At 54.7% G+C, this 21,953-nt stretch carries 20 protein-coding genes and 1 pseudogene; 10 read left to right on the top strand and 11 right to left on the bottom strand.

What is annotated here, in order from left to right:
* Positions 1-135: 135 nt before the first annotated feature.
* From AAC086_RS22030 to AAC086_RS22020, 3 genes are all read left to right on the top strand, one after another.
* On the top strand, positions 136-1,224 hold the full coding sequence (locus AAC086_RS22030) for a cobalt-precorrin-5B (C(1))-methyltransferase (protein WP_339782050.1): 1,089 nt from the start codon (positions 136-138) through the stop codon (positions 1,222-1,224).
* A 188-nt stretch (positions 1,225-1,412) separates the two neighbouring features.
* Entirely contained in the window at positions 1,413-2,210 is a 798-nt protein-coding gene (locus AAC086_RS22025; protein ID WP_339782049.1) for a cobalt-precorrin-6A reductase, read from the top strand.
* A gap of 423 nt (positions 2,211-2,633) precedes the next feature.
* On the top strand, positions 2,634-4,781 hold the full coding sequence (locus AAC086_RS22020; protein WP_339782047.1) for a methyl-accepting chemotaxis protein: 2,148 nt from the start codon (positions 2,634-2,636) through the stop codon (positions 4,779-4,781).
* Positions 4,782-4,930: 149 nt separating this feature from the next.
* Here AAC086_RS22020 and AAC086_RS22015 read toward each other — a convergent pair whose 3' ends face one another.
* Genes AAC086_RS22015 through AAC086_RS22005 form a run of 3 tightly spaced genes read right to left on the bottom strand, consistent with a single transcriptional unit; the run spans position 4,931 to position 7,766 of the window.
* Entirely contained in the window at positions 4,931-6,226 is a 1,296-nt protein-coding gene (locus tag AAC086_RS22015; protein ID WP_339782046.1) for a TRAP transporter large permease, read from the bottom strand.
* Positions 6,223-6,705, bottom strand: a complete 483-nt coding sequence (locus tag AAC086_RS22010) for a TRAP transporter small permease subunit (protein ID WP_339782045.1) — start codon at positions 6,703-6,705, stop codon at positions 6,223-6,225. The genes AAC086_RS22015 and AAC086_RS22010 overlap by 4 nt, the downstream gene beginning before the upstream one ends.
* Before the next feature lie 56 nt (positions 6,706-6,761).
* Positions 6,762-7,766 (bottom strand): sialic acid TRAP transporter substrate-binding protein SiaP, encoded by a 1,005-nt coding sequence (locus AAC086_RS22005; protein ID WP_339782044.1) that lies wholly within the window; start codon positions 7,764-7,766, stop codon positions 6,762-6,764.
* A gap of 192 nt (positions 7,767-7,958) precedes the next feature.
* Between AAC086_RS22005 and AAC086_RS22000 the strand changes: the two genes are divergently transcribed.
* Both AAC086_RS22000 and AAC086_RS21995 read left to right on the top strand, forming a co-directional pair.
* Positions 7,959-8,855: a dihydrodipicolinate synthase family protein gene (locus AAC086_RS22000; RefSeq protein ID WP_339782042.1), complete on the top strand. Its 897-nt coding sequence runs from the start codon at positions 7,959-7,961 to the stop codon at positions 8,853-8,855.
* Between the two features lie 4 nt (positions 8,856-8,859).
* Positions 8,860-9,537 (top strand): GntR family transcriptional regulator, encoded by a 678-nt coding sequence (locus AAC086_RS21995; RefSeq protein ID WP_339782040.1) that lies wholly within the window; start codon positions 8,860-8,862, stop codon positions 9,535-9,537.
* Between the two features lie 133 nt (positions 9,538-9,670).
* On the opposite strand, the gene AAC086_RS21990 is transcribed toward AAC086_RS21995, so the two are convergent.
* Together AAC086_RS21990 and AAC086_RS21985 are read right to left on the bottom strand one after the other, a co-directional pair.
* Positions 9,671-10,678: a complex I NDUFA9 subunit family protein gene (locus AAC086_RS21990; protein WP_339782039.1), complete on the bottom strand. Its 1,008-nt coding sequence runs from the start codon at positions 10,676-10,678 to the stop codon at positions 9,671-9,673.
* Between the two features lie 174 nt (positions 10,679-10,852).
* Positions 10,853-11,755: an SDR family oxidoreductase gene (locus AAC086_RS21985; protein ID WP_339782038.1), complete on the bottom strand. Its 903-nt coding sequence runs from the start codon at positions 11,753-11,755 to the stop codon at positions 10,853-10,855.
* Between the two features lie 329 nt (positions 11,756-12,084).
* Here AAC086_RS21985 and AAC086_RS21980 point away from each other — a divergent pair, with 329 nt between their 5' ends.
* Both AAC086_RS21980 and AAC086_RS21975 read left to right on the top strand, forming a co-directional pair.
* Positions 12,085-12,963, top strand: a complete 879-nt coding sequence (locus tag AAC086_RS21980) for a tetratricopeptide repeat protein (RefSeq protein ID WP_339782037.1) — start codon at positions 12,085-12,087, stop codon at positions 12,961-12,963.
* A gap of 47 nt (positions 12,964-13,010) precedes the next feature.
* Positions 13,011-14,045 (top strand): substrate-binding domain-containing protein, encoded by a 1,035-nt coding sequence (locus AAC086_RS21975; protein ID WP_339782035.1) that lies wholly within the window; start codon positions 13,011-13,013, stop codon positions 14,043-14,045.
* Between the two features lie 120 nt (positions 14,046-14,165).
* Here the strand turns inward: AAC086_RS21975 and AAC086_RS21970 are convergent, their stop codons facing one another.
* From AAC086_RS21970 to AAC086_RS21950, 5 genes and pseudogenes are all read right to left on the bottom strand, one after another.
* Positions 14,166-15,185, bottom strand: a complete 1,020-nt coding sequence (locus tag AAC086_RS21970; protein WP_339782034.1) for an IS110 family transposase — start codon at positions 15,183-15,185, stop codon at positions 14,166-14,168.
* A gap of 108 nt (positions 15,186-15,293) precedes the next feature.
* Positions 15,294-15,857: a flavin reductase family protein gene (locus tag AAC086_RS21965; protein WP_339782032.1), complete on the bottom strand. Its 564-nt coding sequence runs from the start codon at positions 15,855-15,857 to the stop codon at positions 15,294-15,296.
* Between the two features lie 241 nt (positions 15,858-16,098).
* Complete coding sequence (locus AAC086_RS21960; RefSeq protein ID WP_339782030.1) at positions 16,099-16,845, bottom strand: class I SAM-dependent methyltransferase; 747 nt, start codon at positions 16,843-16,845, stop codon at positions 16,099-16,101.
* 53 nt (positions 16,846-16,898) lie between these two features.
* Positions 16,899-17,231, bottom strand: a complete 333-nt coding sequence (locus AAC086_RS21955; RefSeq protein ID WP_339782103.1) for an Lrp/AsnC ligand binding domain-containing protein — start codon at positions 17,229-17,231, stop codon at positions 16,899-16,901.
* A gap of 24 nt (positions 17,232-17,255) precedes the next feature.
* Positions 17,256-17,429, bottom strand: a pseudogene (locus tag AAC086_RS21950) (AsnC family transcriptional regulator); the annotation flags it as partial.
* A gap of 66 nt (positions 17,430-17,495) precedes the next feature.
* On the opposite strand from AAC086_RS21950, the gene AAC086_RS21945 reads away from it, so the two are divergent.
* Positions 17,496-17,882: a RidA family protein gene (locus AAC086_RS21945; protein ID WP_339782029.1), complete on the top strand. Its 387-nt coding sequence runs from the start codon at positions 17,496-17,498 to the stop codon at positions 17,880-17,882.
* Between the two features lie 103 nt (positions 17,883-17,985).
* On the opposite strand, the gene AAC086_RS21940 is transcribed toward AAC086_RS21945, so the two are convergent.
* Positions 17,986-20,553, bottom strand: a complete 2,568-nt coding sequence (locus tag AAC086_RS21940; protein WP_339782028.1) for an alpha/beta fold hydrolase — start codon at positions 20,551-20,553, stop codon at positions 17,986-17,988.
* A gap of 328 nt (positions 20,554-20,881) precedes the next feature.
* On the opposite strand from AAC086_RS21940, the gene AAC086_RS21935 reads away from it, so the two are divergent.
* Positions 20,882-21,079 (top strand): hypothetical protein, encoded by a 198-nt coding sequence (locus AAC086_RS21935; protein WP_339782027.1) that lies wholly within the window; start codon positions 20,882-20,884, stop codon positions 21,077-21,079.
* 174 nt (positions 21,080-21,253) lie between these two features.
* The gene (locus tag AAC086_RS21930; protein WP_339782025.1) at positions 21,254-21,853 is read left to right on the top strand and encodes a CHAP domain-containing protein; all 600 of its coding nucleotides are present in this window, start codon (positions 21,254-21,256) and stop codon (positions 21,851-21,853) included.
* The last annotated feature ends 100 nt before the right edge of the window (positions 21,854-21,953 follow it).

The following is a 21,953-nucleotide window of genomic DNA, read 5'->3' as shown; positions in this document are numbered from 1 at the left end:
AGAACAATTATTTTGTGTTATAAATTCAGCAAACGACACCATGGCCCCCGTTTGCCAAAACCGCTAGCATGGTAAAAATAACCCCTTTGATTTGATAGCCCGCCCGATCACCTGACAGGAACCAGACCCGCAATCATGACCCGCAAACCCGAAGGCCCGCTTCGCAAAGGATGGACGACCGGGGCCTGCGCCACTGCCGCCACCCGTGCGGCCTGGCAGGCGCTGTTGGGTGGCGCATTTCCCGATCCGGTTTGCATCACATTGCCGCGCGGCGAAACCCCGTGTTTTGATTTGGTCAAAGCCGAAACCGGGCCGGGATGGGCACGTGCCAGCGTGATCAAGGATGCAGGCGACGATCCCGATGTCACCCATCACGCCGAAATTATTGTCACCGTCCGGCACGCCCAACCCGGTCATGGCATATCCTTTCATGCCGGGGCGGGTGTGGGCATTGTCACCAAGCCCGGCCTGCCTGTCGCAGTTGGCGAACCGGCCATCAACCCCAAACCGCGCGAAATGATGATCGGCCAAATTACCGAACTGGCCACCCGGTTTGGCGTTGCCGCCGATGTGGAAATTGAAATTTCCATTCCCGGCGGTGAAGAAATCGCCCAAAAAACCTGGAATCCCCGACTGGGCATTGTCGGGGGCTTATCGGTTTTGGGAACAACCGGCGTTGTAATCCCGTTTAGCTGTTCGGCATGGATCCATTCCATCCATCGCGGCATTGATGTGGCCCGCGCCACCGGGCGCAACCATGTTGCCGGGGCCACCGGCAAAACATCGGAAAATGCCATACAGGCCCTGTATGGCCTGCCCGATGAAGCGTTACTTGATATGGGGGATTTTGCCGGGGGGATGTTGAAATATCTGCGCAAGAACCCCGTTGCCCAGGTCACAATTGCCGGGGGATTTGCCAAGCTGGTCAAGCTGGCACAAGGGCATATGGACCTTCATAGCAGCCGATCACAGGTCGATATGGCCAAGCTGGCAGAAACCGCCCGGCAGAGCGGTGCCAGCGAAAATCTGTGCGACGCCATAAAAACCGCCAATACTGCCCGCCATGTATTGGAACTTTGTGCCGACGAAAACGTTACAATAGCCAGGGTTATCGCCAGACAGGCGCGTGAAACCGCCATGGCAACCATTGATGGTGCCTGCGCTATCGAGGTGGTCATCTTTGACCGCCAGGGCGGGTTGATTGGCCGGGCGGGGCAGTTTTGACCGGAAAAGGCAAAAAACCCCGCTGCCCCACGCCCCGCCGCCCCGCCAGGCAAGTCGCAAGTCGTCGCCTCGTGGTAGCGTTCTATATGCGCCTGGTACCTTGCCCACCTTGCCTGTTTGATAGCGAAAGTACCCTTTCGCTATCTGTCTGGTTTGAAACCACCACAACAAATGGAAACTGATTGCCGATGTCCGATCCTGACCTGAGACTGAAAAACCACCTTTCCCCGCTTAATGTTCTTATTTTTGGTGGCACCGGCGATGCCAATCGTATTGCCAGTGAACTTCTGGTCAGATTTGGATCGCATATTCGTTTGCAACTTTCCCTGGCCGGGCGCACCAGTGCCCCCAACCTGCCCGATGGCGTACCGGTTCGTATTGGGGGTTTTGGCGGACCGGAAGGGATTGTCAAAACCCTGGAAAGCGACCGCATTGATCTGGTAATTGACGCCACCCATCCTTTTGCCACCCGCATTTCCAGCCATATTGCCGAGGCCTGCAACCAGACAGGCACATCCTGTATCCAGTTTCATCGCCAACCCTGGACCGCGACCGAAGGCGATAACTGGATTCCGGCCACCGATATTGCGGCGGCAGCACAAAAACTGCCAACTGTTGGCAAACGTGCGCTCGTCGCCATAGGCCGCCGGAACCTGCACTATTTTAATAACCTGCATGATTGCTGGTTACTGGTGCGGACAATAGAAGCCCCAAATCATCCGTTTGATCTTGCCAATGGCGAATGGCTGTCGGCGCGCGGGCCTTTCACCGTCGAACGCGAACACGAACTTCTTGAACGCTACGACATTGATGTTGTCATCACCAAAAATAGTGGCGGGGATGCCAGTGAGGGCAAACTGGTTGCCGCCCGCGACCGGAATATTCCGGTCATCATGATCGAACGCCCACCCCTTCAGGCTGTCGATTATGCAACCAGCGCCGACGACGTCGTCCAGAAGGTCGCCCGTCACCACGCCTTGCAATAATCTTCCTCTTGCCAAAACACGCCCCGGACTCGGACCAAAAGCAGCATCAGGACTGAAACGGGACCGAATCTGCCCAAAGGGCGGGTTCGGCCATGCCCGGCCAATATTTCAACAAGATGACAATATTGGCGGAAAACTGCCCATTTGCACCAATATTACCAGAAATATTATACCTTGAATTGCACTTTTCCCCAACGTACACGCCACAAGGTAAAAATCGGTTAAACTCCTTGCCAGCGACAGCCTGAGACGGAATATTTCTGCTGCCTTGCAACGGATAATACGGTCGGGTCGCACGACAGGCACAGTGCGGCTGCGGCCCCATATCCGCTAGCAGCGCAACAGGGGCGGGGGAACGTCCACGTCGATAGAACGGCCAAAGTTGCCGCACGACGACATCAACCAGTATATGGGGAAGTTGGAATGACTGGTCGTCTTGGATTGCGCGGGCGCCTGATGCTTGCCATCGTACCGATTGCCCTGCTGGCCGCAAGCGCGGCTGGCATCGGCATTTTTTCTTTTGAAACCACACAACAACAACAAAATATTGTATCGGAAAAGGCGATTCCGGCCCTTGTTACCGCCCAGCAACTTTATGCCAGAAGCAATTCTCTGACCGAAATTGGCCGCATGGTTGCTGCGGCCGAAAACGAAAAAGCCGTCAACACCGCGACGGCCCGGCTCGCACCGGTTGAAAACACCATTAGCGCAGATATTGCCCGTCTGGCGCAACTGGGTGTCGATGCCGAAATTTTAAACAGTTTTTCCAGCAAAACCGGCCAGCTTGGTAAAAATATCCGCCTTTTGAGCGACACACGCCGATCACTGTTTGCCCAGACAGCAAAACTTGAAGAACGGGTCGGACAAAACGCCGAAGCAGCCATCGCCCTGGAAAAAATTGCCAATGATCTGGGTGTGAACGCGGCGATGGATCTGACCGACAATGCAAGCTCGCTATATTCCATAATTGGCAATGCAGATCAGGAATCCAAGGCAGAGGATACATTAAACACCCTGCTTGATGTCGATGCCCTGAATGTCCAGAACATGGGCGATCTTCGCGCCAACGCATTTCAAATTCCGGCAACCGGCGACCAGATACTGGGCACCAACAATATCGAAGCACTGGATCGTATCAAGTTTCGCGCCGACCCGTTACTGACCCAGGTTAAACAAGGCATTGAACGCATTGCCGATGAACAGGCAAAAACGGCAAGTCAAAAAAAATATGACCTCATTCATGCCAATCTGAACCCCAATACCGATCAGAACCTGTTTGATCTGCAACGCAAACGCCTGGAAACAGGCACCACGCTTAAAGACATTCTCAGCCAGAATAACAGCATTTCAGCCGACATCGCCCAAAGCGCCCAACAGGTGCTTGAACAAATGCAAAGCAAGATCGGCTCAGCCAACCACGCGGTAGCGGACACGATCAAAGCCTCGAAAACCGTCTTGATGGCCGTTATCCTGGCCGTTATTGTGATTTCCGGTCTTATTCTGTGGCTTTATGTCCAGCGCAACCTTCTGCGTCGGCTGATCGGCCTGAACCGTGCCATGACACGCCTGGCAGGCGGCGACCTTGATACCCCGGTTATTAATAACGGGCATGATGAAATTGCCGATATGGCTGTTGCGGTTGAAACCTTTCGCGAGAACGGGCTGGAAGCCCGGCGCCAGCGGGCAAAAAGCGAAGCCGCCGAAGAACGCGCCGAACAACTGCGCCGCCAGACCCTGCTGGAAATGGCAGACGGTTTTGAAACCACGGTCAATGCCCTGGTCGCCGAACTTGTAGGTGCCGCTGGCGACCTTGGCGAAACCATGAGCAAAATGGCCGACAATGCGGGCAACAATGTCGAACGTGCCCGCGAAGTCACCAATGCCTCGCACGAGGCATCGCGCAATGTCAGTTCGGTCTCCTCGGCCACCGAGGAACTTTCCGCATCGGTGCGCGAAATTGAACGCCAGATCAGCAAGGCCGAGGAAATTTCGCAAAATGCCGTCAATCAGGCCCGCAGTTCGGACAAAACCGTCCGTCATATGTCTGAAACCGCATCGCGCATCGGCGAAGTGATCGATCTGATCACCAATATCGCCGACCAAACCAACCTTCTTGCCCTGAATGCCACCATCGAGGCCGCACGCGCCGGTGATGCTGGCAAGGGCTTTGCCGTGGTGGCCGGAGAGGTCAAAAACCTTGCCACCCAGACCCAGCGCGCCACCGACGATATTGGCCGCCAGATCGAAGAAATGCGCACGGTCAGCAAAGAGGTCGTTGAAACGATCTCGGCAATCGCGCAGACCATTGGCGAAATGGATGTCATATCGGCCTCGATCGGGGCAGCAATGCGCCAACAGGGGGCTGCGACCGGCGAAATTGCCACCGGTTCCGAAGAAGCCGCCAATGGCGTTCGCCATGTATCGGCCAATATGGAAAGTGTTTCGCAAACCGCCAGCATGGTACAGGACCTTGCCAGCCACGCCCGGAATGTTGCAAATGATGTGCTGACAAGAACGCAGAACCTGCAACTTGAGGCCAATAATTTTGTCAGCCGCGTGCGCGCCGACTGACCACCGGAAAGAAGACGAACTGGTTTACCCCCGGCCAGGTTCGGCTTTGCCCTTTAGAGCTTCTCCAGAGGGCGGACGAGACACACCCCCCGCAGCATCGCTTGCGGGGGGTGTGTTTATTCCGGGTCGCCATCAAAAAGTCAGGCCGGTTAACCGCCATAACCAAACATGCGGGGCAGCCACAACACGATGGAAGGGATCAGCGTCATTGCCAGCAAGGCCAGCAGCAGCACAAAGATAAACGGCCAGATTTCGCGGATAATATCGCGCAGCGGAATGCCGGTCACACCGTTCAGTACAAACAGCACCACGCCATAAGGCGGTGTCACCAGACCGATCATGATATTGACCGTGATCACCACGCCAAAATGCACAAGGTCGATGCCCAGCATTTTCGCGGCAGGCAAAAACAGCGGCACCACGATAAGCAGCAGGGTCGTTGCATCAAACAAACAGCCCAAAAGCAGGATCAGCACATTAACGCCCAGCAAAAACACCACCGGCGACATTTCCAGCCCGGCCAGTTGGCCTGCCACCATCGCAGGAACATTTTCGCTGGCGACCAGATAATTCAGCACCAGTGCCGATGCAATGATCAACCCCACCACCGATGTCGAACGGGCCCCGTCCAGCACCAGCTTGTAAAAATCCTTCCAGGTCAGCGAACGATAGAAAAGCACCGACAGGATCAGGGCATAGACCGCAGCAACGGCGGCGGCCTCGGTCGGGGTTGTTACACCGCCATAAATGCCATAGAGCAAAATAACCGGCAACATCAGGGCCGGAAACGCCCGCATGGTCAGCCTGGGAATATCGCGCAGGGGCACCGCCTCATCGCGGGCAAAATTGCGTCGCCGCGCGGTAATGGCGTTTAAAATCATCAAAACCAGGGCCAGCAACAGACCCGGCACAATCCCGCCCAAAAACAGAAACCCGATCGAGGTATCGGAAATCAGGGCATAAAGGATCATGGGGATCGAGGGCGGAATGATCGGCCCGATCACGCTTGATGCCGCAGTTAATGCCGCCGCATAGCCCGGCGGATAACGATTGTTGCGACACATAAGGTCAATAATCACGCGGCCAATACCCGCCGCGTCGGCAATGGCCGACCCCGACATGCCCGAAAAGATCAAACTTGCCAGCACGTTCACATGGGCAAGCCCACCCCGCATCCGGCCGACAATGGCCACGCAGAAATTCAGCAACCGGTCACTGATCGTCCCGGCATTCATAAAATTGGCAGCCAGAATGAACAGTGGCACGGCCAGCAAAACATAGCTGTTAAACAGCCCGTTCAACGACTGTTCGGCCACCAGCCCCACATCCTGCCCGGTCATGAACAGATAGGCGATGGAGGATGCAAAGGCCGCCAGTGAAATCGGCATGCCAATCGCGCCCAGCAGCAAAAATCCGCCAAGGCTAAACATAAAGGCCAGGCTCATGGCAGATCCCTTTGTGCTTGTTCTTCTTGTTGCTCACCGGCAATGGCGTCGACTTCAGCGCGCCAGCGCGGGGTAAACAACCGATATAAGGACACCGCCGAGCGGATCACCACCGCGATGACAAAAACCGGGAAAATCGCATAAATGTAATCAAGCGGAATGCGTGTGACCGGTGCCTTTTCAATGCGCATGAACTGCACATAATCGATAATCACCGGCAGACCTGCGGCCATCGCTGCACCGATACAGAAAATGCCCAATATCGCCATCACCCGTTTCTGACGCGGATTGGCCATCAAAAACAGCATGTTGAACGAAACATGTTCACTATCGCGCAACAAAAAGGCCGCAGTCCAGAACACCAGCCAAATATACAAAATAACGCAGACCTCGACCGTCCAGCCCAGGGGGGCATTCAGGACATAGCGGGAAAAGATCTGCAAAAGAAAGGTCGCGAACATCGCGATGAACAATGTCACCGCGATGCCCTCGCAACCTTTTTTCATTATCGATCGAAATGATCGCACAACCAGGCTCACTTAATTGCGTTGATGCGCTCGACAATGCCTTTCGGCCAGTCTTTGGCGAAATCGGAATTCAGATAGGCTTTCTGAACTTTTTCGCGGAAGGCTGCGACATCAGGTTTATAAACCTTCAGGCCCTGTTCCTTGAAAAATTCGATCAGCTTTTCTTCATCTCCAATGCGGTGCACATTGTTATAAAGTGTCGCAACTTCGGCCGCATCATGGACGATTTTCTGCTGTTCTTCGCTCAGGCCATCATAGGTTTTCTTGGCCATCGACAAGAACACGGCATCGACCAGATGACCGGTCAGAACAATCTGATTGGTCACTTCATAAAACTTGGCAGCTTTAACGGTCGGCAACGGGTTGTCCTGCGCATCAATCGTGCCGGTCTGAAGGCCGGTGTAAACTTCACCAAAGGCCAACGGGGTAGCATTCGCACCCAGGGCATTGCCAAGGAACAACCAGGCATCGGAACCCGGCATCCGCAGTTTCACACCGGCAAGATCGGCCGGGGTTTCAATTTTCTTGTCGCCACGCAGATCAAGCTGACGCGTGCCAAGATAACCCACATCGAGAATCTCGATATTCATGTCATCGGCGACAATCTTGTAAAATTCTTTACCGATGTCGCTGTGGAAAACATGGCGCTGATGATCGGGGTCACGGATCAGGTAACCCGCGGTAAAGACGGACCATGCCGGAATCTGCTTGGCGATGTCCTGGGCGGAAATCATGGCCATATCGAGGTTGCCGCGCTGCATTGCTGCGGGCTCGGTTCCCTGTTTGAACAGGCTGGCATTCAAATGGATTTCAACGTCGAACTCGCCCGGTGCCTTCTTTTCAAGCTCGTCTTTGAAAACGGTCAGCATTTTGGCATGCCAGTCGCTTTCAACCGCCGGGGTCGAAATGCGCAATTTAATCGGGTCCGCCATGGCCGAGTTTGCCACACCAGACAATGCCAGAATGGCCGCCGCTGCAATACCGGCTGTGTATTTGGGTAGATGTTTGAACATTTAGGGTCCTCCCGTGGACTATTAACCTGAACTTTTTCGTTTATTGTTCTTTTTGGATGGCTACCGGCGGAAAATCAACCTGGTTCATAGTGCCAACAAACATATTGTATAACTAACATGTTAGTGATACACAACAGTTAATCCATCAACAACAAACACTATTTTGGGCCTATTGCCTGACAGGAACGTTCCATGACTTTTGACACCACCCGCCCTTTTGGCATTTCTGCCGCGCTGACCACCCCTTTTACGGCTGCCGGTACCGTCGATAACGGCCTGCTTGTGCGCCACGTTCAGCATGTTCTGGAACTGGGCTGCACCTCGGTAACGCTGGGGGGCACCACCGGCGAAGGCCCGTCTTTGTCACAGGAAGAAAAAGTCAGCGCGCACAACGCCATGACCGCCGCAGGCATTCCGGCGGAAAAAATTGTATTGGCCATTATCGAATCGTCCCTGACCAATGCCGTCGCCTTTGCCCGTCAGGCGGCCGATCTGGGCAGCAAACACATTTTGCTGGCCCCGCCCTACTATTTCAAAGGTGTCGCAGATGACGGCCAACTGGGCTGGTTCCGCGCCTTGTTAACCGCAATTGCCACCAGCGGCTTAAAGGTCATTTTATACCATATCCCGCAGGTAACAGCCGCCGCTGTCACGCCGGACATGGTTGCGACACTCAAAGCCGAATTTCCGACCCTGATTACAGGCGTCAAGGATTCGGCAGGAAACTGGGAAAACACCGAAGAACTTCTGAAACGCTTTGCCGATCTTGATATTCTGATTGGCGATGAACGCCTGCTGGCACGGGGCGTTACCCTGGGTGCAGCGGGTGCGATTAGCGGTGTTGCCAATTTCCGCCCCGACCTTTTGACCGCGATTCTCGCAGGCAAACCGGCCGATGAACGCCTGCCCGAACTGGTCGAAGCCATTCTGCAATATCCGGTGACACCGGCAGTAAAGGCTCTGGTTGGCCATCTTGGCAACGATCAATCCTGGCGCGCCGCACGCACGCCCCTTGCAGCACTGAGCACAGCGCAGTATCAAGCCCTTGCACAACGTTACGACGACCTGTTCGCATCGCCAACGAGGTAAGACAATGACAGAAGCCGCCCGGCCCAGAGGAGAACGCAGCCTTCGCAGCCGCGCCTATGACAGCTTTACCGAACGGCTTCTGGCCCGGGATATATTGCCCGGGCAATTTCTGTCTCAGCGTGAACTGGTTGAAATTACCGGCATGCCGCTTGGCGCTATTCGCGAACTGGTTCCCCGTCTGGAAGCAGACGGGCTGATCGCGACGGTTCCCCAACGCGGCATGCAGGTCGCCCATATCGACCTTGACCTGGTCCGCAATGCGTTTCAGCTGCGCATGTTTCTTGAACTTGAGGCCGCCGCCCTTTTTACCATCAATGCCACCGATGCCATGATTGGTAAAATTCGCGCCGCCCACGAATCGGTTTTAAAAGATGCCGAAAAAGGCATCACCCCGGAATTGCTGGAACGCGCCCAGACTGTCGACTGGTCCTTGCATGACTGCATTATCGACTCGCTTGATAACGCGATCATTTCCAATGTTTACCGGGTCAATTCCGTTAAAATCCGCCTGATCCGTCAGGAACGGTTTCGCCTGAACGAAAAATTGCTGACCAATGTGATGAACGACCATCTCGAGATCATCACCGGATTCGAATCGCGTGACCCGGACCGCGCTGTGACGGCCCTGCGCCGTCATTTGGATAACGCCCGGGGCCGCGCCCTTGGCCTGGGCGAAATGTAGCAGCATATCCTGCCATCCGGATTTTCGTATAACCTGCCCAAACAAAACACCCCGCCACATTTCTGTCGCGGGGTATTTCGTTATTATATCACCGGTTCGCCCAGGGCGACGATTTACGCCCCAATGCCAAACCTTAGCTAAAACGGCGGAACTCGCCACTTTTAAGCGGCGGACGGAAGCGTTTCAGATAAGCCGGGGCAATCGTTTCAACACAGTTGGGAACGATCCCCAGATCGGCAAAGCCCTTGGCATCATCGGACACCACATTATCGGTTTTCAGCAACCGGACCTGATCGGGGGTCAAAGGCGGCGTGGGCAGGAATTGCATGAAAAACGCCAGGATCGATGCCAGCCAGAACGGGACCGGCAACAGGCACACACGCTGACGCGTCAACGCGCGGATATCTTCAAGCAATTGCAGGAAGCTGTATTTTTCCGGCCCGCCCAATTCGAAGGTTTCACCGGCCAGATGTTTGTCTTCGACCGCCTTAACAAAGGCATCGGCAACGTCGCCGACATAAGCCGGCTGGAATTTCGGGCCACCTTTGCCAAAGAAATCAACCGATCCCTTGCCCAGATCGACATGCGGCAAGGCTGGCGTACCGACGACCGGAATGAACGGCAGGAAACGCGACATGCTGGCGAATTTGTTGAGGAAGTTATCTTCCGGGCCAAAAATCACCGACGGGCGGAAAATGACCGCTTCGGGGAAAGCCGAACGCACCGCTTTTTCGCCCGCCAGCTTTGAAGTGGCATATTGCGAATGCGGGTTTTTGTTGGCCCCCAGCGCCGACATATGGACAAAGGTTTTCACCCCGGTCGCTTTTGCGGCCTCGGCAATTTTTTTGGCGGCCAGAACATGCATGTTCATAAAGCTGCTGGCACCGCGTTCATAAAGAATACCGACCAGATTAATAACCGCATCCGCACCATCCACAGCGCGACGAATCGCATCTGCATCCTTGATGTCGCAATGCACCGGAACCATCTGGCCCAGATATCCCATCGGTTTCAGTTTTTTCGTGCGCTCGAAAAAGCGGGTTGGCACGCGTACAGTGTACCCGGCTTCCAGCAAGCGCTTGACGATATAGCGGCCAACAAAGCCGGTGCCGCCAAATACGGTGATGATACGACGATCCATTGTAAATTCTCTCCTCGTCGGCCTCAAGGGTCCGCGCTGATGGCGTGCCAAGGGATGGCTGCCCGATGGCTGCCCATTCAGGGGGTGGTCACCGTCATGGATATGCGGGCCACTTTGATACATCTGTCAAAGGGTTATATACGACGCAATAGCCCCGTCAACAATGTGGTTTTATCAATTTCCCCCAATATCGCCGGTGCTTTTGCGTAAAATGTCGTCCAAAAGGGCGTTCAACCCGGCCTGATAGCTATTGTAGCGCAAATTAACACCCAGTTCGCGCTTGATGCGCCCGTTTTCCACCCGTTTATTATCTTCGTAAAAACTGGCAGCCATCGGGCTTAGCGATGCGGTGGCAAAATCTTCTTCGGCCGGGGGATCAATGCCCAGCAACCCGCAGGCATAGGCGATCACGTCCTGGGGCGGGGCGGCATCATCATCGCAGACATTATAGACCGCACCCGCATGAGGCCGGGCAATGGATGCCAGAACGGTGCGGGCGATATCCTCGACATGGATGCGCGAAAAAACCTGCTCCGGTTTGACAATGCGCCGCGCCCGGCCCGAGCGCACGGTTTCAAGCGCATTGCGCCCCGGCCCGTAAATGCCTGCCAGCCGAAACGATTGCACGCATAAATCATGGCGCATTCCCAAATCAAACCAGGCCTTTTCAGCCGCAACCCGGCGTCGGCCGCGCTTGCCACTGGGCAACAAGGCGCTATCTTCGTCCACAGCGGCGCCGTTACGGTCGCCATAAACCCCGGTGGTCGATAAATAGCCGATCCAGGTTTGCGATGGTAACGCCGCCAGATCGCCGCGATGCAGGTTTAAAACCGGGTCGCCATCGCCACCGGGCGGGGTCGATACCAGCACATGGGTCACACCGGTAAGGGCTTTGGCGATATTTGCCACCGGCATTCCGTCGGCGAACACATAGGGGGTTATGCCATCGGCGATCAGGGCATCGCATTTATCGGCACTGCGCGTGGTTCCCGCGACATCCCAGCCTTCGGTCCGTAATGTGCGCGCCACCAGACGGGCGCTAAAACCGGCACCGAAACAAAAAAGCTTGTTGGTCATAACAAAACGGCCTTGTTCATTGCAGGCAGGATTTTCACCTGATTTTGCCGCACAGTAGGATTTTTTCACCCCGATTAGAAGGAGACTCTTGCTTTGCCATCCTGCCATGCACAATGAGCACCCGAAATATGGCGCGTGCGGGCCTGTATTTTTACCGCCAATGGCAAAGCCTGAACTGAATTAAAAACAGATTTATCGCAAAATGAACCGGCTTTAAGGGAACACTATCATCTTGTTGCCGTTTTCATCGCATGGGATGTCGGCAAATCGGTTATGTTGAGCTGACAATCGATGTCTCTGTTAACGCCGTGTCACACAATGAGGATTTCATGCCCGGACGCACCGTTTCGCCTTTTTCCGGCCTTCGCCGACTGCCCCTGTTTACAGCCGTTCGTGGCGGAATGATCGGGGCATTTGTGGGAACGCTGATGGTGGCCCCGGCATCTGTCATGGCGCAAACACAATCCAATAGCGGTGGTGCGCAAAGCGAAGCCGCCCATCAATATACCGCCTGCCTGAAACTGGCCCGCTTAAAACCGCAAGATGCCTATGACAGTGCCAACCAGTGGGCTGCCCTTGGCGGCGGCGAACCGGCCCAGCATTGCGCAGCCGTCGCCCTGATTGGCTTGGGCGACTATACCAAGGCCGCCACCCAGCTTGATAATCTGGCTGATAACAGTTCCTCAAGCTCCGATATTGTGGCCGGGTTTCTGGGCCAGGCCGGACAGGCCTGGACGATGGTGAACAACCTGCAATTTGCCTGGCGCGACCAGACGCGCGCGTTAAAACTGATCGACAAGGACCCGTCATTATGGATTGACCGTGCGGTGACACTGGGCATGGCCGGGCAGTTCTGGGAATCCATTGATGATTTGAACAAGGCGCTGGACCTTGATCCGAAAAATGTTGATGCACTGGTCTATCGCGGCAGTGCATGGCGCGCGCTTGAAACATACGACCTTGCCCGCGCCGACATTAACCGCGCCCTTGAACTGCAACCCGACCATTTGCAGGCCCACCTTGAAAGCGGCAACCTGTACCGTATTGCGGGCGATAAAGACGCCGCCCGCAAGGATTGGCTCGCCGTGATTGAGGAGGGTGACGGGACCCCGGCGGCCACGGCCGCACGCGACAATATCGAGAAAATGGATGTCGAGTCTGAAAACGGTAATGATAAGAAGATGGAAGAAAAGACCAGGAAGAACTAAGGTGCTGGTAAATCTGATCTGATTAGTATGTGTTTGCATCGGGGGATATGATGCGCCGTTCCGTTTGTTCTGCCGTTATCGCACTGGTGTTGGGTGTGGCTTTGTCTGCCAATGTTGCACAGGCCCGCGACCAGATCCGCATTGTCGGATCATCTACTTTGTATCCGCTAACAGCCAAGGTTGCCGAACATTACGGCAAAACCACCGACAAACCGTCGCCGGTGGTTGAAAGCACGGGGTCGGGCGGCGGGTTCAAGCTGTTTTGTGGTGGCATTGGTGATGAATTTCCCGATATTGTGGATGCATCGCGCCCGATGACCGGCAGCGAACGGGCGGTCTGTGTTGCCAATTCCGTGCGCAATATTTCCGAAATCCGCATTGGGTATGATGGCATTGTCCTGATCGGCTCCAAAGAAGCCCCGGCAATGAAGTTAAGCCCGCGTCAGCTTTATCTGGCCCTGGCCCGGACGGTGCCGGTTCAGGGTGCCAGCGTGCCCAACCCTTATCAGAAATGGTCCGACATCGACCCCTCCTTGCCCGAGCTTGCCATTCGCGTTTATGGCCCGCCGCCCACATCCGGCACACGGGACCTGTTAGGCCAGCTTTTGATGGAACGGGGTTGTAAAACCTTTGCCGACATCAATGCGATGGAAACCGGCGAGCCTGACAGCTTTCGCCTTCTCTGCCGGACCATGCGTACAGATGGTGCCTATATCGAAGCAGGCGAAAACGACCGGCTTTTGATCAGCAAACTGGAAAAAGACCCGACATCCTATGCGGTAATGGGGTTTAACAACCTGGAACGCAATATGGTGTCGATGCAGGGCATTCCAATTGGCGGTATCGCACCCAGTTACGAAACCATTCTGGATGGCAGTTATTCCGGCTCGCGTCCCTTGTTCCTGTATGTCAAGGATGACCACCGCCAGCTGGTTCCCGATCTGGCCCCGTTCATCGCCAGCTATGTTTCCGATGCCATCATTGGTGACGAAGGGTTGCTGGTTGATAACGGCCTTGTGCCCCTGCACGAAAGCGAACGCAGCGACGCCCTGGCACAGGCGCAAAAGTTTATCAAAAACTGATCATGGTTCGGCGTGAATGGCGACCGCGCGCAACATGATCATCGCGCGTTGAATGGCCCGCCCGGTAATTCGGTTTCGGGCCATTTTCAAAGTATATTTCCTTTAAAGTATCCGTCTTGATCAAGCAGTTTTTGGCAGCCATTTCCTGTCCTGTTTGATCAGGGCGTTTGCCAGTTCGATGAGCTTTCTCATCAAACAGGTCAAGGCAACTTTTGCAGGTTTTTGCGCTTTTGTCATGGTTTGGTATTTCTGCCGCAAATCCGGATTGTAGCGTGCGGCGACGAGCGCGGGCATATAAAGCGCATCGCGCAGAAATTTCCGCCCGCCCTGGATGAATGCCTTGCCGCGCCATTGCCCCGACTGTCGGACCATCGGGGCAAGGCCGACGAGGGATGCGATCTGTTTGCGGGTCATGGTGCCGATTTCCGGGCACTCGACCAGAATGGTCATCGCGGTGACGGGGCCAAGACCGGGGATTGAGCACAGAATATCAAATGCCCGTGCCTTTTTCGGGGACTGTTTGAGCAAGGCCAGCAAGGCTTCTTCGAGTTGCATTAGCTGACGTGCAATTTGGTCGAGGCGGGCTTTGGACTGGCGTTTCAGAAGCGGAAAGGTTTGTGTTTTCTCACGGTTCCCAAGCCGGGTACGCTCCTTGATGAGTGCCTTGCGGGCGACCTGTAACTCCTTGAGAACATGCTGGTCCTTGTCGATTGGCATATCCGGGGAGAGGTTGAGCGACTTCCCCATTGTCGCGAGCATCTGCGCATCCAGAGTGTCGGTCTTGGCCCGTGTCCCGCAGGCTTTCGCAAAATAGCGCGCTTGTAGCGGGTTGACCTTCACCAGAGGCAGTTTGCCCGACAGACTGCATTCAAGGGCACGGTGATAGGCACCGGTTGCCTCATAGACAACAATGTCGGGCATCTGCGTCCCGATCCAGCGGTGCAGGGCACGCAGACCGGTCGGGGAATTGGCAAATTGCGCGGTCTCGCCAGTCTTCAGACGATGGACGTCAAGAGTGGCTTTTGAAATATCGATTCCGATGCTATCTTTCATTGTCTTCGCGTGTCCTATGCTTGTCGTAGAGGGCTTCGCGCCGCTCTGTATCCGTTCAGGCCTCATGCGAAGACGGTGGCTGATCATACTTTAAAACGGTCCCTTGCGACCCAGCCTATGTCGATCCAGCCGCCGCCCTGGCTACACCAAGCTTGGTGTAGCCAGGGCTTCATCTTCGCAGATGAAGCTTAAAAATCATAAGACAAGCATTTCCGGTTTGAAACGTGCGCTTAAATCAAGGCTGTCTCCGGCTACCATAAATTCGCCCCGGCCCCGGTAATGCAGGGTTTTAGGGGCGGTGACGGTTTGATCCACATGGGCCTTGACCACTTCCCAGACGAAAAATCCCAGTTCATCAATCATGTCGTCCTTGGCCAGCCTACATTCAAAACTGGCAAAACATTCACCGATCATGGGGGCATGTACGATATTGCCCGTGTGCGCGGTCAGGCCAAATTCCTTGAATTTATCGATCCGGGTGCCGGTGCTGTTGCCGATATCAACCATCTGGTTGGCAAGTTCAATTGTGGGAACGTTGATCACGCATTCGCCACTGCGCCGGACCAGTTCGTGGCTGTGATTGGCGGGTGAAATGATGCAGCCGACCAGGGCGGGGCTAAATTCCATTATCATGTGCCAGCCCATGGTCATGATGTCGGTCTCGCCCTTATGTGCCGAACTGACCAGCACAACGGGCCCGGGCTCCAGAAAACGACGCACATCAACCGTTGGATAATCCTGTTTGTCATAGATCGGCATGGTTTTGTTCCTTTCTGTGATGCGGTGCGATCGCCGGTCTTTGTTGGGGCGGCGCGGCGGCAGATGATGGCATGGCATTGTGTTGCGTTTGGACCCATAGCAAACTTTATTGATCGAAACCGATCAATGAGGCCCTCAGTCAACGGGCGGGCTCATAGAGCCCTTGCCAATCGCTCACAAGCCGCGCGGCACTGTTACACCCAACCAGATCTCCATGCGTTATTCTCGTCGAGATATGCTATCACTCACGAACAGCAATGGCGATCAGCTCCGGGCTGTTTTCTTGCACCGGGTCGCCCTGCCAGGTCCCCAGCCAGGTAATTGTACCAAACCCGGCCTTGATCAGAAGGTTGGTCATGCTATCGCGATCCATGAAGCGCAAGGTGCTGTGGCTGGTGATGACCTGTGGAGTGGGTGTGCCGGGGAAATAATGCCGGGTTTGAAACGTCACATATTCGCCGTCAACCGATTGCAGGTCATGTTCAACCGTGACATCGCCAATATCGGCAAGGTAGATCGTTTTCCGGGTTTTTTCCGGTGTCCAATCGCGCCAGCTCTGAATTTTCGGGTTACGGCTTTCAAATACCAGTTTTCCGCCCGGCGACAGATGGTTAAAGGCCGTGGTTAGGGCTGCCAATGCATCCTGATTACCGGGGAAAACCTGAAAGACATGCCCGGTCATAATGACAAGATCAAACGTGCGGCCCAGTGACAGGGAACGCGCATCGCCCTGCTGCCAGTTGACAAGCGTGCCTGCCGGGCGCTGGCGGGCAATGGTCAGCATTTCCAAAGCCGGGTCTATGCCAGTTACATCTTTGCCCTGCTGTGCCAGACGCGCGGTTAACAGGCCAGTGCCACAGCCGATATCCAATATCGCGTTGGCATCCTCGGCTATTTTCTCATAAAATGCGGTGTCCGTACCCGCCGGGTTAAGGGCATCATAAAGGGCGACCAAATCGCGGTTTTGATAAATGGCATCGAGTTTCACAGGAACCTTCGGGTGTAAATTTTTCACAGGAATGTTGTGGGATTAGTTGCTGTTCATTCAGGTGGCATTGGCACTTGCGGCCATTCACGGGTAACGTCTGCCTGAACCGGTCGTTCAAGATAAGTCGACAAAACGACATAGCTTTTCGTTCCTCTGACGCCTGGCAGGACATAAAGCTGTGAAAGGAACTGCTCCATTGCCAGGGCGCTGGCGGTTCTGACCTTCAAGATCACACAGGTATCCCCGGCCACAGAGTGCATTTCCTCGACTTCGGGAAATGCTTTTAACCGGATCATGCGCTGGCTTTTGCCCCAGCCGTCCGCGTCGACATGGACAAAGGCCAGAAATGGTTTGCCCACCAGTGCGCCGTCCAGTGTCGCTTGCATTCCCTTCAGGGCGCCGGAAGCCCGGAGCCTTTTGACGCGTTCATGCACTGCTGGCGCAGATAACCCTGCTGCTTCTCCTGTTTCCGCATAGGACAAGCGCGCATCCTCAACAAGCGATCTTAATATTTTTCGGTCAAAAGCGTCCAGGGGGCGAGCCGGTCGATCATTCTGCGGAACATCATCTGTTTCTTTATTCATTCGGTAAAATCCTGTTTTTCAGAAAATTATTCCGTGATTTTATCCTCTGGCAAAAGGAGATTCAACATGCAGATGACACCAAAAAATCCTGACAATGGCATCTACCCGGCCACACCCGATTATGTTCATGCGATGGAAGTGACCGGCGCTGCCCGCTTCTTGTTCGTGAGTGGCACCATGGGGCTTGATATTGATGGCACGGCGCCTGGTGACCTTGGTGACCAGTTGTCATTGTTATGGTCCAATATTCGCCGCATTCTGGCAGAGGCCGATATGACGCCTGAAAATATCGTCCGCGTCACAAGCTATTTGTCAGACGTATCGTTTGTCGAGGCGAACCAGAATGCCCGTCTTCATATCCTCGGCGAACGACGCGTTCCGACCACGGCGATTGTTGTGCAGACGCTGATGCCTGAATGGCTGGTGGAGATTGAAATTGTGGCAGCTGCATAAGGGCGCAAATCGCGACACAAGGTGATTTCGACACAAGATGACATTGAGGTTTCCGGCGTGATCGAGATTACCTTTCTTCATCGTCAACCTGATATGAAACAGGTTATTCCGGCTGTGCCGGGGTAAGGTTTGTGGGCAATTCGGCGGGATCGGTCGGTACGGTCTGTGCGGGTTCTTTGGTGTTGGCCGTTGCTGATTTGCCAAATCCGGCGCGGGCCAGTATTGAACGGCTTTTTTCCCGGGCGCTGATCACCGGGATGGCGGCAATTGCGGGGTCAGGGGGCGCAATTTGCGCTGTTTTGTTGTCGTGCACATTGGTTATTTCTAACGGTGGCGATGAAATCGGCAGTTCGGCCTGATCGGCTTTAGCAACAAATTCCATCACCAGATAAACAGCACCGGCGATGTCTTCGTTTAAAATGCCGTGGCGGTCAGATGGCAGCATTTTAACGGTTTTATTTTGGGTGCCGGTTAAACGCCGGGCAATCATATTGGCACTGGCCGGGTCCACAACCTGGTCATTGTCGGCCTGCATGATCAGAACCGGAACATCAATATGGGCCAGTTTTTCGTTCATTTCGGCAACAGCCCGGCGCAAATGATACAGGCCGTTAATCGGAATATGCCGGTAATTGGTTTCCGGGTGTTCGGACTGGTTGGGCCGAAAACCCAGCATTTCGCCCGCATTGGGCACCCAGCCCATTAATTTGTTGGCACCATATAACAAGGGCACAAACATCAGATTGCGATTGCGAAATTTTAACGGTGAACTGGCCATGACCAGCCCGGCCAGCCTTTCGGGGTGGCGGGCGGCGAAAATGGCGCTCAGGGCTGCGCCGGTTGAAAAGCCGACAATCACAACCCGGTCGCAAAAGGCCGACAGAATGTCATAGCCGCGCGCGACCGATGCCAGCCAGTCCTGCCAGTTACGGGTTTGCAAATCATGCGGCGATGTTCCATGCCCGGACAAGCGCACGCCAAGCACGGCATGGCCTTTGGCACCAAGGGCATCGCCCACATTGCGAAGCTCTGCCGGGGAGGCTAGAAAACCATGCACCACCAGAATCCCGGTTTTGCTGTGCCGGGCGGGTTGGGGCAAATGCAAATAGGGTTCGCCCGACAATGATGCCGTTTCCTGATCGTTGATGGCGGCAAACCGGGGACGGTGAAATTTTTGCCAGTTCCATTTCCAGGCGCGTATTTCATCGTCAAAACGCAGGCGGGCATAGTCGCCGGGCTGGTTTTTATCGATTTGTTTGCGTGCGGCTTTTAACGCATCCCAGGCCGGTTGGATCGGGGCCATTTCATTGGCATAGACCATCACCGGGTTGTCCATACGGATTTGGTCAAAGCCGGCTTCGGCCTGCAATTTGGGTAAAAAGCAATATTTTCCATCGCAGCGTTCGATCAGGCCAAGCTGAACTGCGCTGTCGATGAACTGGCGAATTTGCGGACATTTAAGATTGAAGATACCGATATAGGCTGCCGGGTTGCGAATGCCGCGATGCAAATGCACATTGGCGGCTTGCTGCACATTTTTGATCGCCAGATAAATGATTTTATCAAACCGGTCGATATCAACACTGGTTTCACCATCGGCGAGCATCATTTTCATTAACCGCGCGGCCAAATGGCTGACATTCAGGGTGATGTTGGAATACATCACTGCCATGCACTGGTCGCGCAGGGGATGCACATGCCGGGTTAAGGTAGTTTGAATAACCCGGTCCCCTAGATGTGGCAGGTCTTTTGCCGGGCGAAACAGGTCGTCGATGGTTTTGGCGTGGCGCACCATGCGGGCCAGCAAGCGCCGGTCCAGCCAGTTAAATCTTTCATGGGGCAAAACCGGTTCCCCAAGGCGGATATCCATATCGGTTTCCTTAAGGATCAGGTTGCCTTCGATAACAAGTTCTTCGGCCATTTTCGGACTGAGACCGCCCATAAACATTTCTGCCCCGCGGGCGAGAAAATTCTGGTCAACGCGCAGCGGGTGAAAGGTAATATTGGCGGGAAACATCAGGGTGGGTTTGGCAATGGCGGTGCGCAACTGTTCGGGGCTTACACCGATGATATCGGCCCAGCGCAGGGCCTCGTCGGGGCAGCCATGATTGATCAGCCAGCCAAGCCCGGTTTTAAAGCCGTCAAGGCCTAGTGCCAGTACCGCCGCCCCGGTATGATGGGCGCGCCTTTGATCGGCCGAGCGCGAATAAATACTGTAATCGGGCTTGCCCCCGACATAGGGGCTATCGTCGGTCATCACCCGGCGATCCTTGACCATGCCGCCCTCGGGGAAAATCACGACCTTGCCGCCGCGCAATATTTCTTCGGCCATAAATGGCAATAGCCGGACGTAATTGTTGGGCACCCCGCCCAGTGCGCGCAGATATTTTGACAGGGCATTGTTTTCGGCAAAAAATTCGGCTGATGCCACCGAACGGCAATAGATGCCGGTTTCCAGTGCAATTAAATATTGTGGGATAAAGGTTTCAAACCGGGCGAAATGGTTGAACATGAAAATGTCGCCCTTGGCGATATGGTCGCGGTCGCCATGCAGTTTGATATTAATGTCAACGCGGTTGCGCAGCACGCTCATGGCGCGCATCGTCCATTCGCAGGCCGCAGGATGAAGGGCGAACTGTTCGCGTTCAATCTGGTTGAAATCAGTCGTCATGACGAACCTTTCCCTGCGAAGCGGTTGCGCATTTGTGCTTGTTATTGATCTGACATTATACTTTATATGTGGATAAATCATGGCGTTGCCAGCCACCGGTATATCACAATCAGGATAGCAACCCGCGTGCCATGGTTATGGTCATATGCGCTGATGGGTCATCGGGTACGTACCGGCGGCATTGTCCCTGTTAACCGACAGATTATTACGACACCTTTATGCCCTGCGATATCCCTGCGCCGCCCCGCATTTTGCACCAGCTTTTAATCTCGGCCCGATTTTGGGTGTGATTTCGGATCGGGGTTTGTGTTTTTGCCGGTGGTTTGAATTGGCGGTGTTTTTGGTCGGATTGGCGGGGTTTGGCCTGACAGCGATGGGGGTGGGCTGGCAAACAGCCTTGCAATTGACTGTCGACAACACCCTGCGAGGCCGTGTAATGAGCTTCTGGGGCGCAACCAGTTTTGGCGGCGTTGCGCTGGGGGCACCATTTTGGGCGCCATCTCGCAATGAAGTGACATCCGCTTAACGGCGGGTTGTGCCGGATTATTGATTATGCTGGTGGCATTGGTAGCGATCTGGCAGCTTGGCCGGGTTGTGTTACCTCGCCTATCGGCGGCAGAGTAACTTAATTCCGGGTCATAAGCATGGCGTGGAAGTGACTGTGTAAACACTTGTTTAAATATCGATAGGGTATGGTGGAATGCAGTTATTTGGGGGTCGTGGAATGCGTCAGGTTGCGATTGTTTGTCTGAGTTTGATTCTTGCCGGGTGTTTTTCTACCGCCAATAGTGCGACCGGTGTATCTGTTCAGCCCGATTTTGATCGCGACGCGCGTGTTACCCAGATTTCCCGTGTTTCGCTGCCTTCTTCGCGGTTAAACAATTTTCCCCCGACCGACGCGTTTTTGCAATGTGTGCCTTATGCGCGCGCAGTTTCGGGTATTGAAATTTATGGCGATGCCTGGACCTGGTGGTCCAAGGCCCAAAACCAGTTCAAACGGGGTCATGTGCCGGTTGTCGGGTCGGTCCTGGCATTCAAAAAAACCAAACGCTTGCGTTATGGCCATGTTGCTGTGGTCGCGGCTGTTCTTGATAAACGTCATATCCTGGTAAACCAGGCCAATTGGGGCAGTGATTCGCGCACGCGTGGCAAGGTGCATTTGCGCCAGCCGGTCGAGGATGTTTCGCCCAAAAATGACTGGACCCAGTTACGCCTGATGAACACCATTGGCACATTTGGCCGAATTTACCCGTCGCACGGGTTTATTTATCAGCCCAGTGAGACAGCCGAAGCCAACTAAAGCACGTTTCCTTTAATATGACCCATTTTGCCAGCTCAGTCTGCTGCCTGGTAAGGAGAAGTCCGCAGGGCGTAATGGGTTTACGGACAAGGATTTCGAC

Origin of the sequence: uncultured Thalassospira sp. (assembly GCF_963976115.1) — a bacterium.
GTDB lineage: Bacteria > Pseudomonadota > Alphaproteobacteria > Rhodospirillales > Thalassospiraceae > Thalassospira.
The sequence above is the reverse complement of the archived record's forward strand: the minus strand, read 5'-3'. Positions and strand labels throughout refer to the sequence as shown.

Coding starts and splice junctions, on each gene's coding strand:
- AAC086_RS22030 (WP_339782050.1), top strand. CDS start 136: ATGACCCGCAAACCCGAAGGCCCGCTTCGCAAAGGATGGACGACCGGG.
- AAC086_RS22025 (WP_339782049.1), top strand. CDS start 1,413: ATGTCCGATCCTGACCTGAGACTGAAAAACCACCTTTCCCCGCTTAAT.
- AAC086_RS22020 (WP_339782047.1), top strand. CDS start 2,634: ATGACTGGTCGTCTTGGATTGCGCGGGCGCCTGATGCTTGCCATCGTA.
- AAC086_RS22015 (WP_339782046.1), bottom strand. CDS start 6,226: ATGAGCCTGGCCTTTATGTTTAGCCTTGGCGGATTTTTGCTGCTGGGC.
- AAC086_RS22005 (WP_339782044.1), bottom strand. CDS start 7,766: ATGTTCAAACATCTACCCAAATACACAGCCGGTATTGCAGCGGCGGCC.
- AAC086_RS22000 (WP_339782042.1), top strand. CDS start 7,959: ATGACTTTTGACACCACCCGCCCTTTTGGCATTTCTGCCGCGCTGACC.
- AAC086_RS21995 (WP_339782040.1), top strand. CDS start 8,860: ATGACAGAAGCCGCCCGGCCCAGAGGAGAACGCAGCCTTCGCAGCCGC.
- AAC086_RS21990 (WP_339782039.1), bottom strand. CDS start 10,678: ATGGATCGTCGTATCATCACCGTATTTGGCGGCACCGGCTTTGTTGGC.
- AAC086_RS21985 (WP_339782038.1), bottom strand. CDS start 11,755: ATGACCAACAAGCTTTTTTGTTTCGGTGCCGGTTTTAGCGCCCGTCTG.
- AAC086_RS21980 (WP_339782037.1), top strand. CDS start 12,085: ATGCCCGGACGCACCGTTTCGCCTTTTTCCGGCCTTCGCCGACTGCCC.
- AAC086_RS21975 (WP_339782035.1), top strand. CDS start 13,011: ATGATGCGCCGTTCCGTTTGTTCTGCCGTTATCGCACTGGTGTTGGGT.
- AAC086_RS21970 (WP_339782034.1), bottom strand. CDS start 15,185: ATGATCAGCCACCGTCTTCGCATGAGGCCTGAACGGATACAGAGCGGC.
- AAC086_RS21965 (WP_339782032.1), bottom strand. CDS start 15,857: ATGCCGATCTATGACAAACAGGATTATCCAACGGTTGATGTGCGTCGT.
- AAC086_RS21955 (WP_339782103.1), bottom strand. CDS start 17,231: ATGCAAGCGACACTGGACGGCGCACTGGTGGGCAAACCATTTCTGGCC.
- AAC086_RS21945 (WP_339782029.1), top strand. CDS start 17,496: ATGCAGATGACACCAAAAAATCCTGACAATGGCATCTACCCGGCCACA.
- AAC086_RS21940 (WP_339782028.1), bottom strand. CDS start 20,553: ATGACGACTGATTTCAACCAGATTGAACGCGAACAGTTCGCCCTTCAT.
- AAC086_RS21930 (WP_339782025.1), top strand. CDS start 21,254: ATGCAGTTATTTGGGGGTCGTGGAATGCGTCAGGTTGCGATTGTTTGT.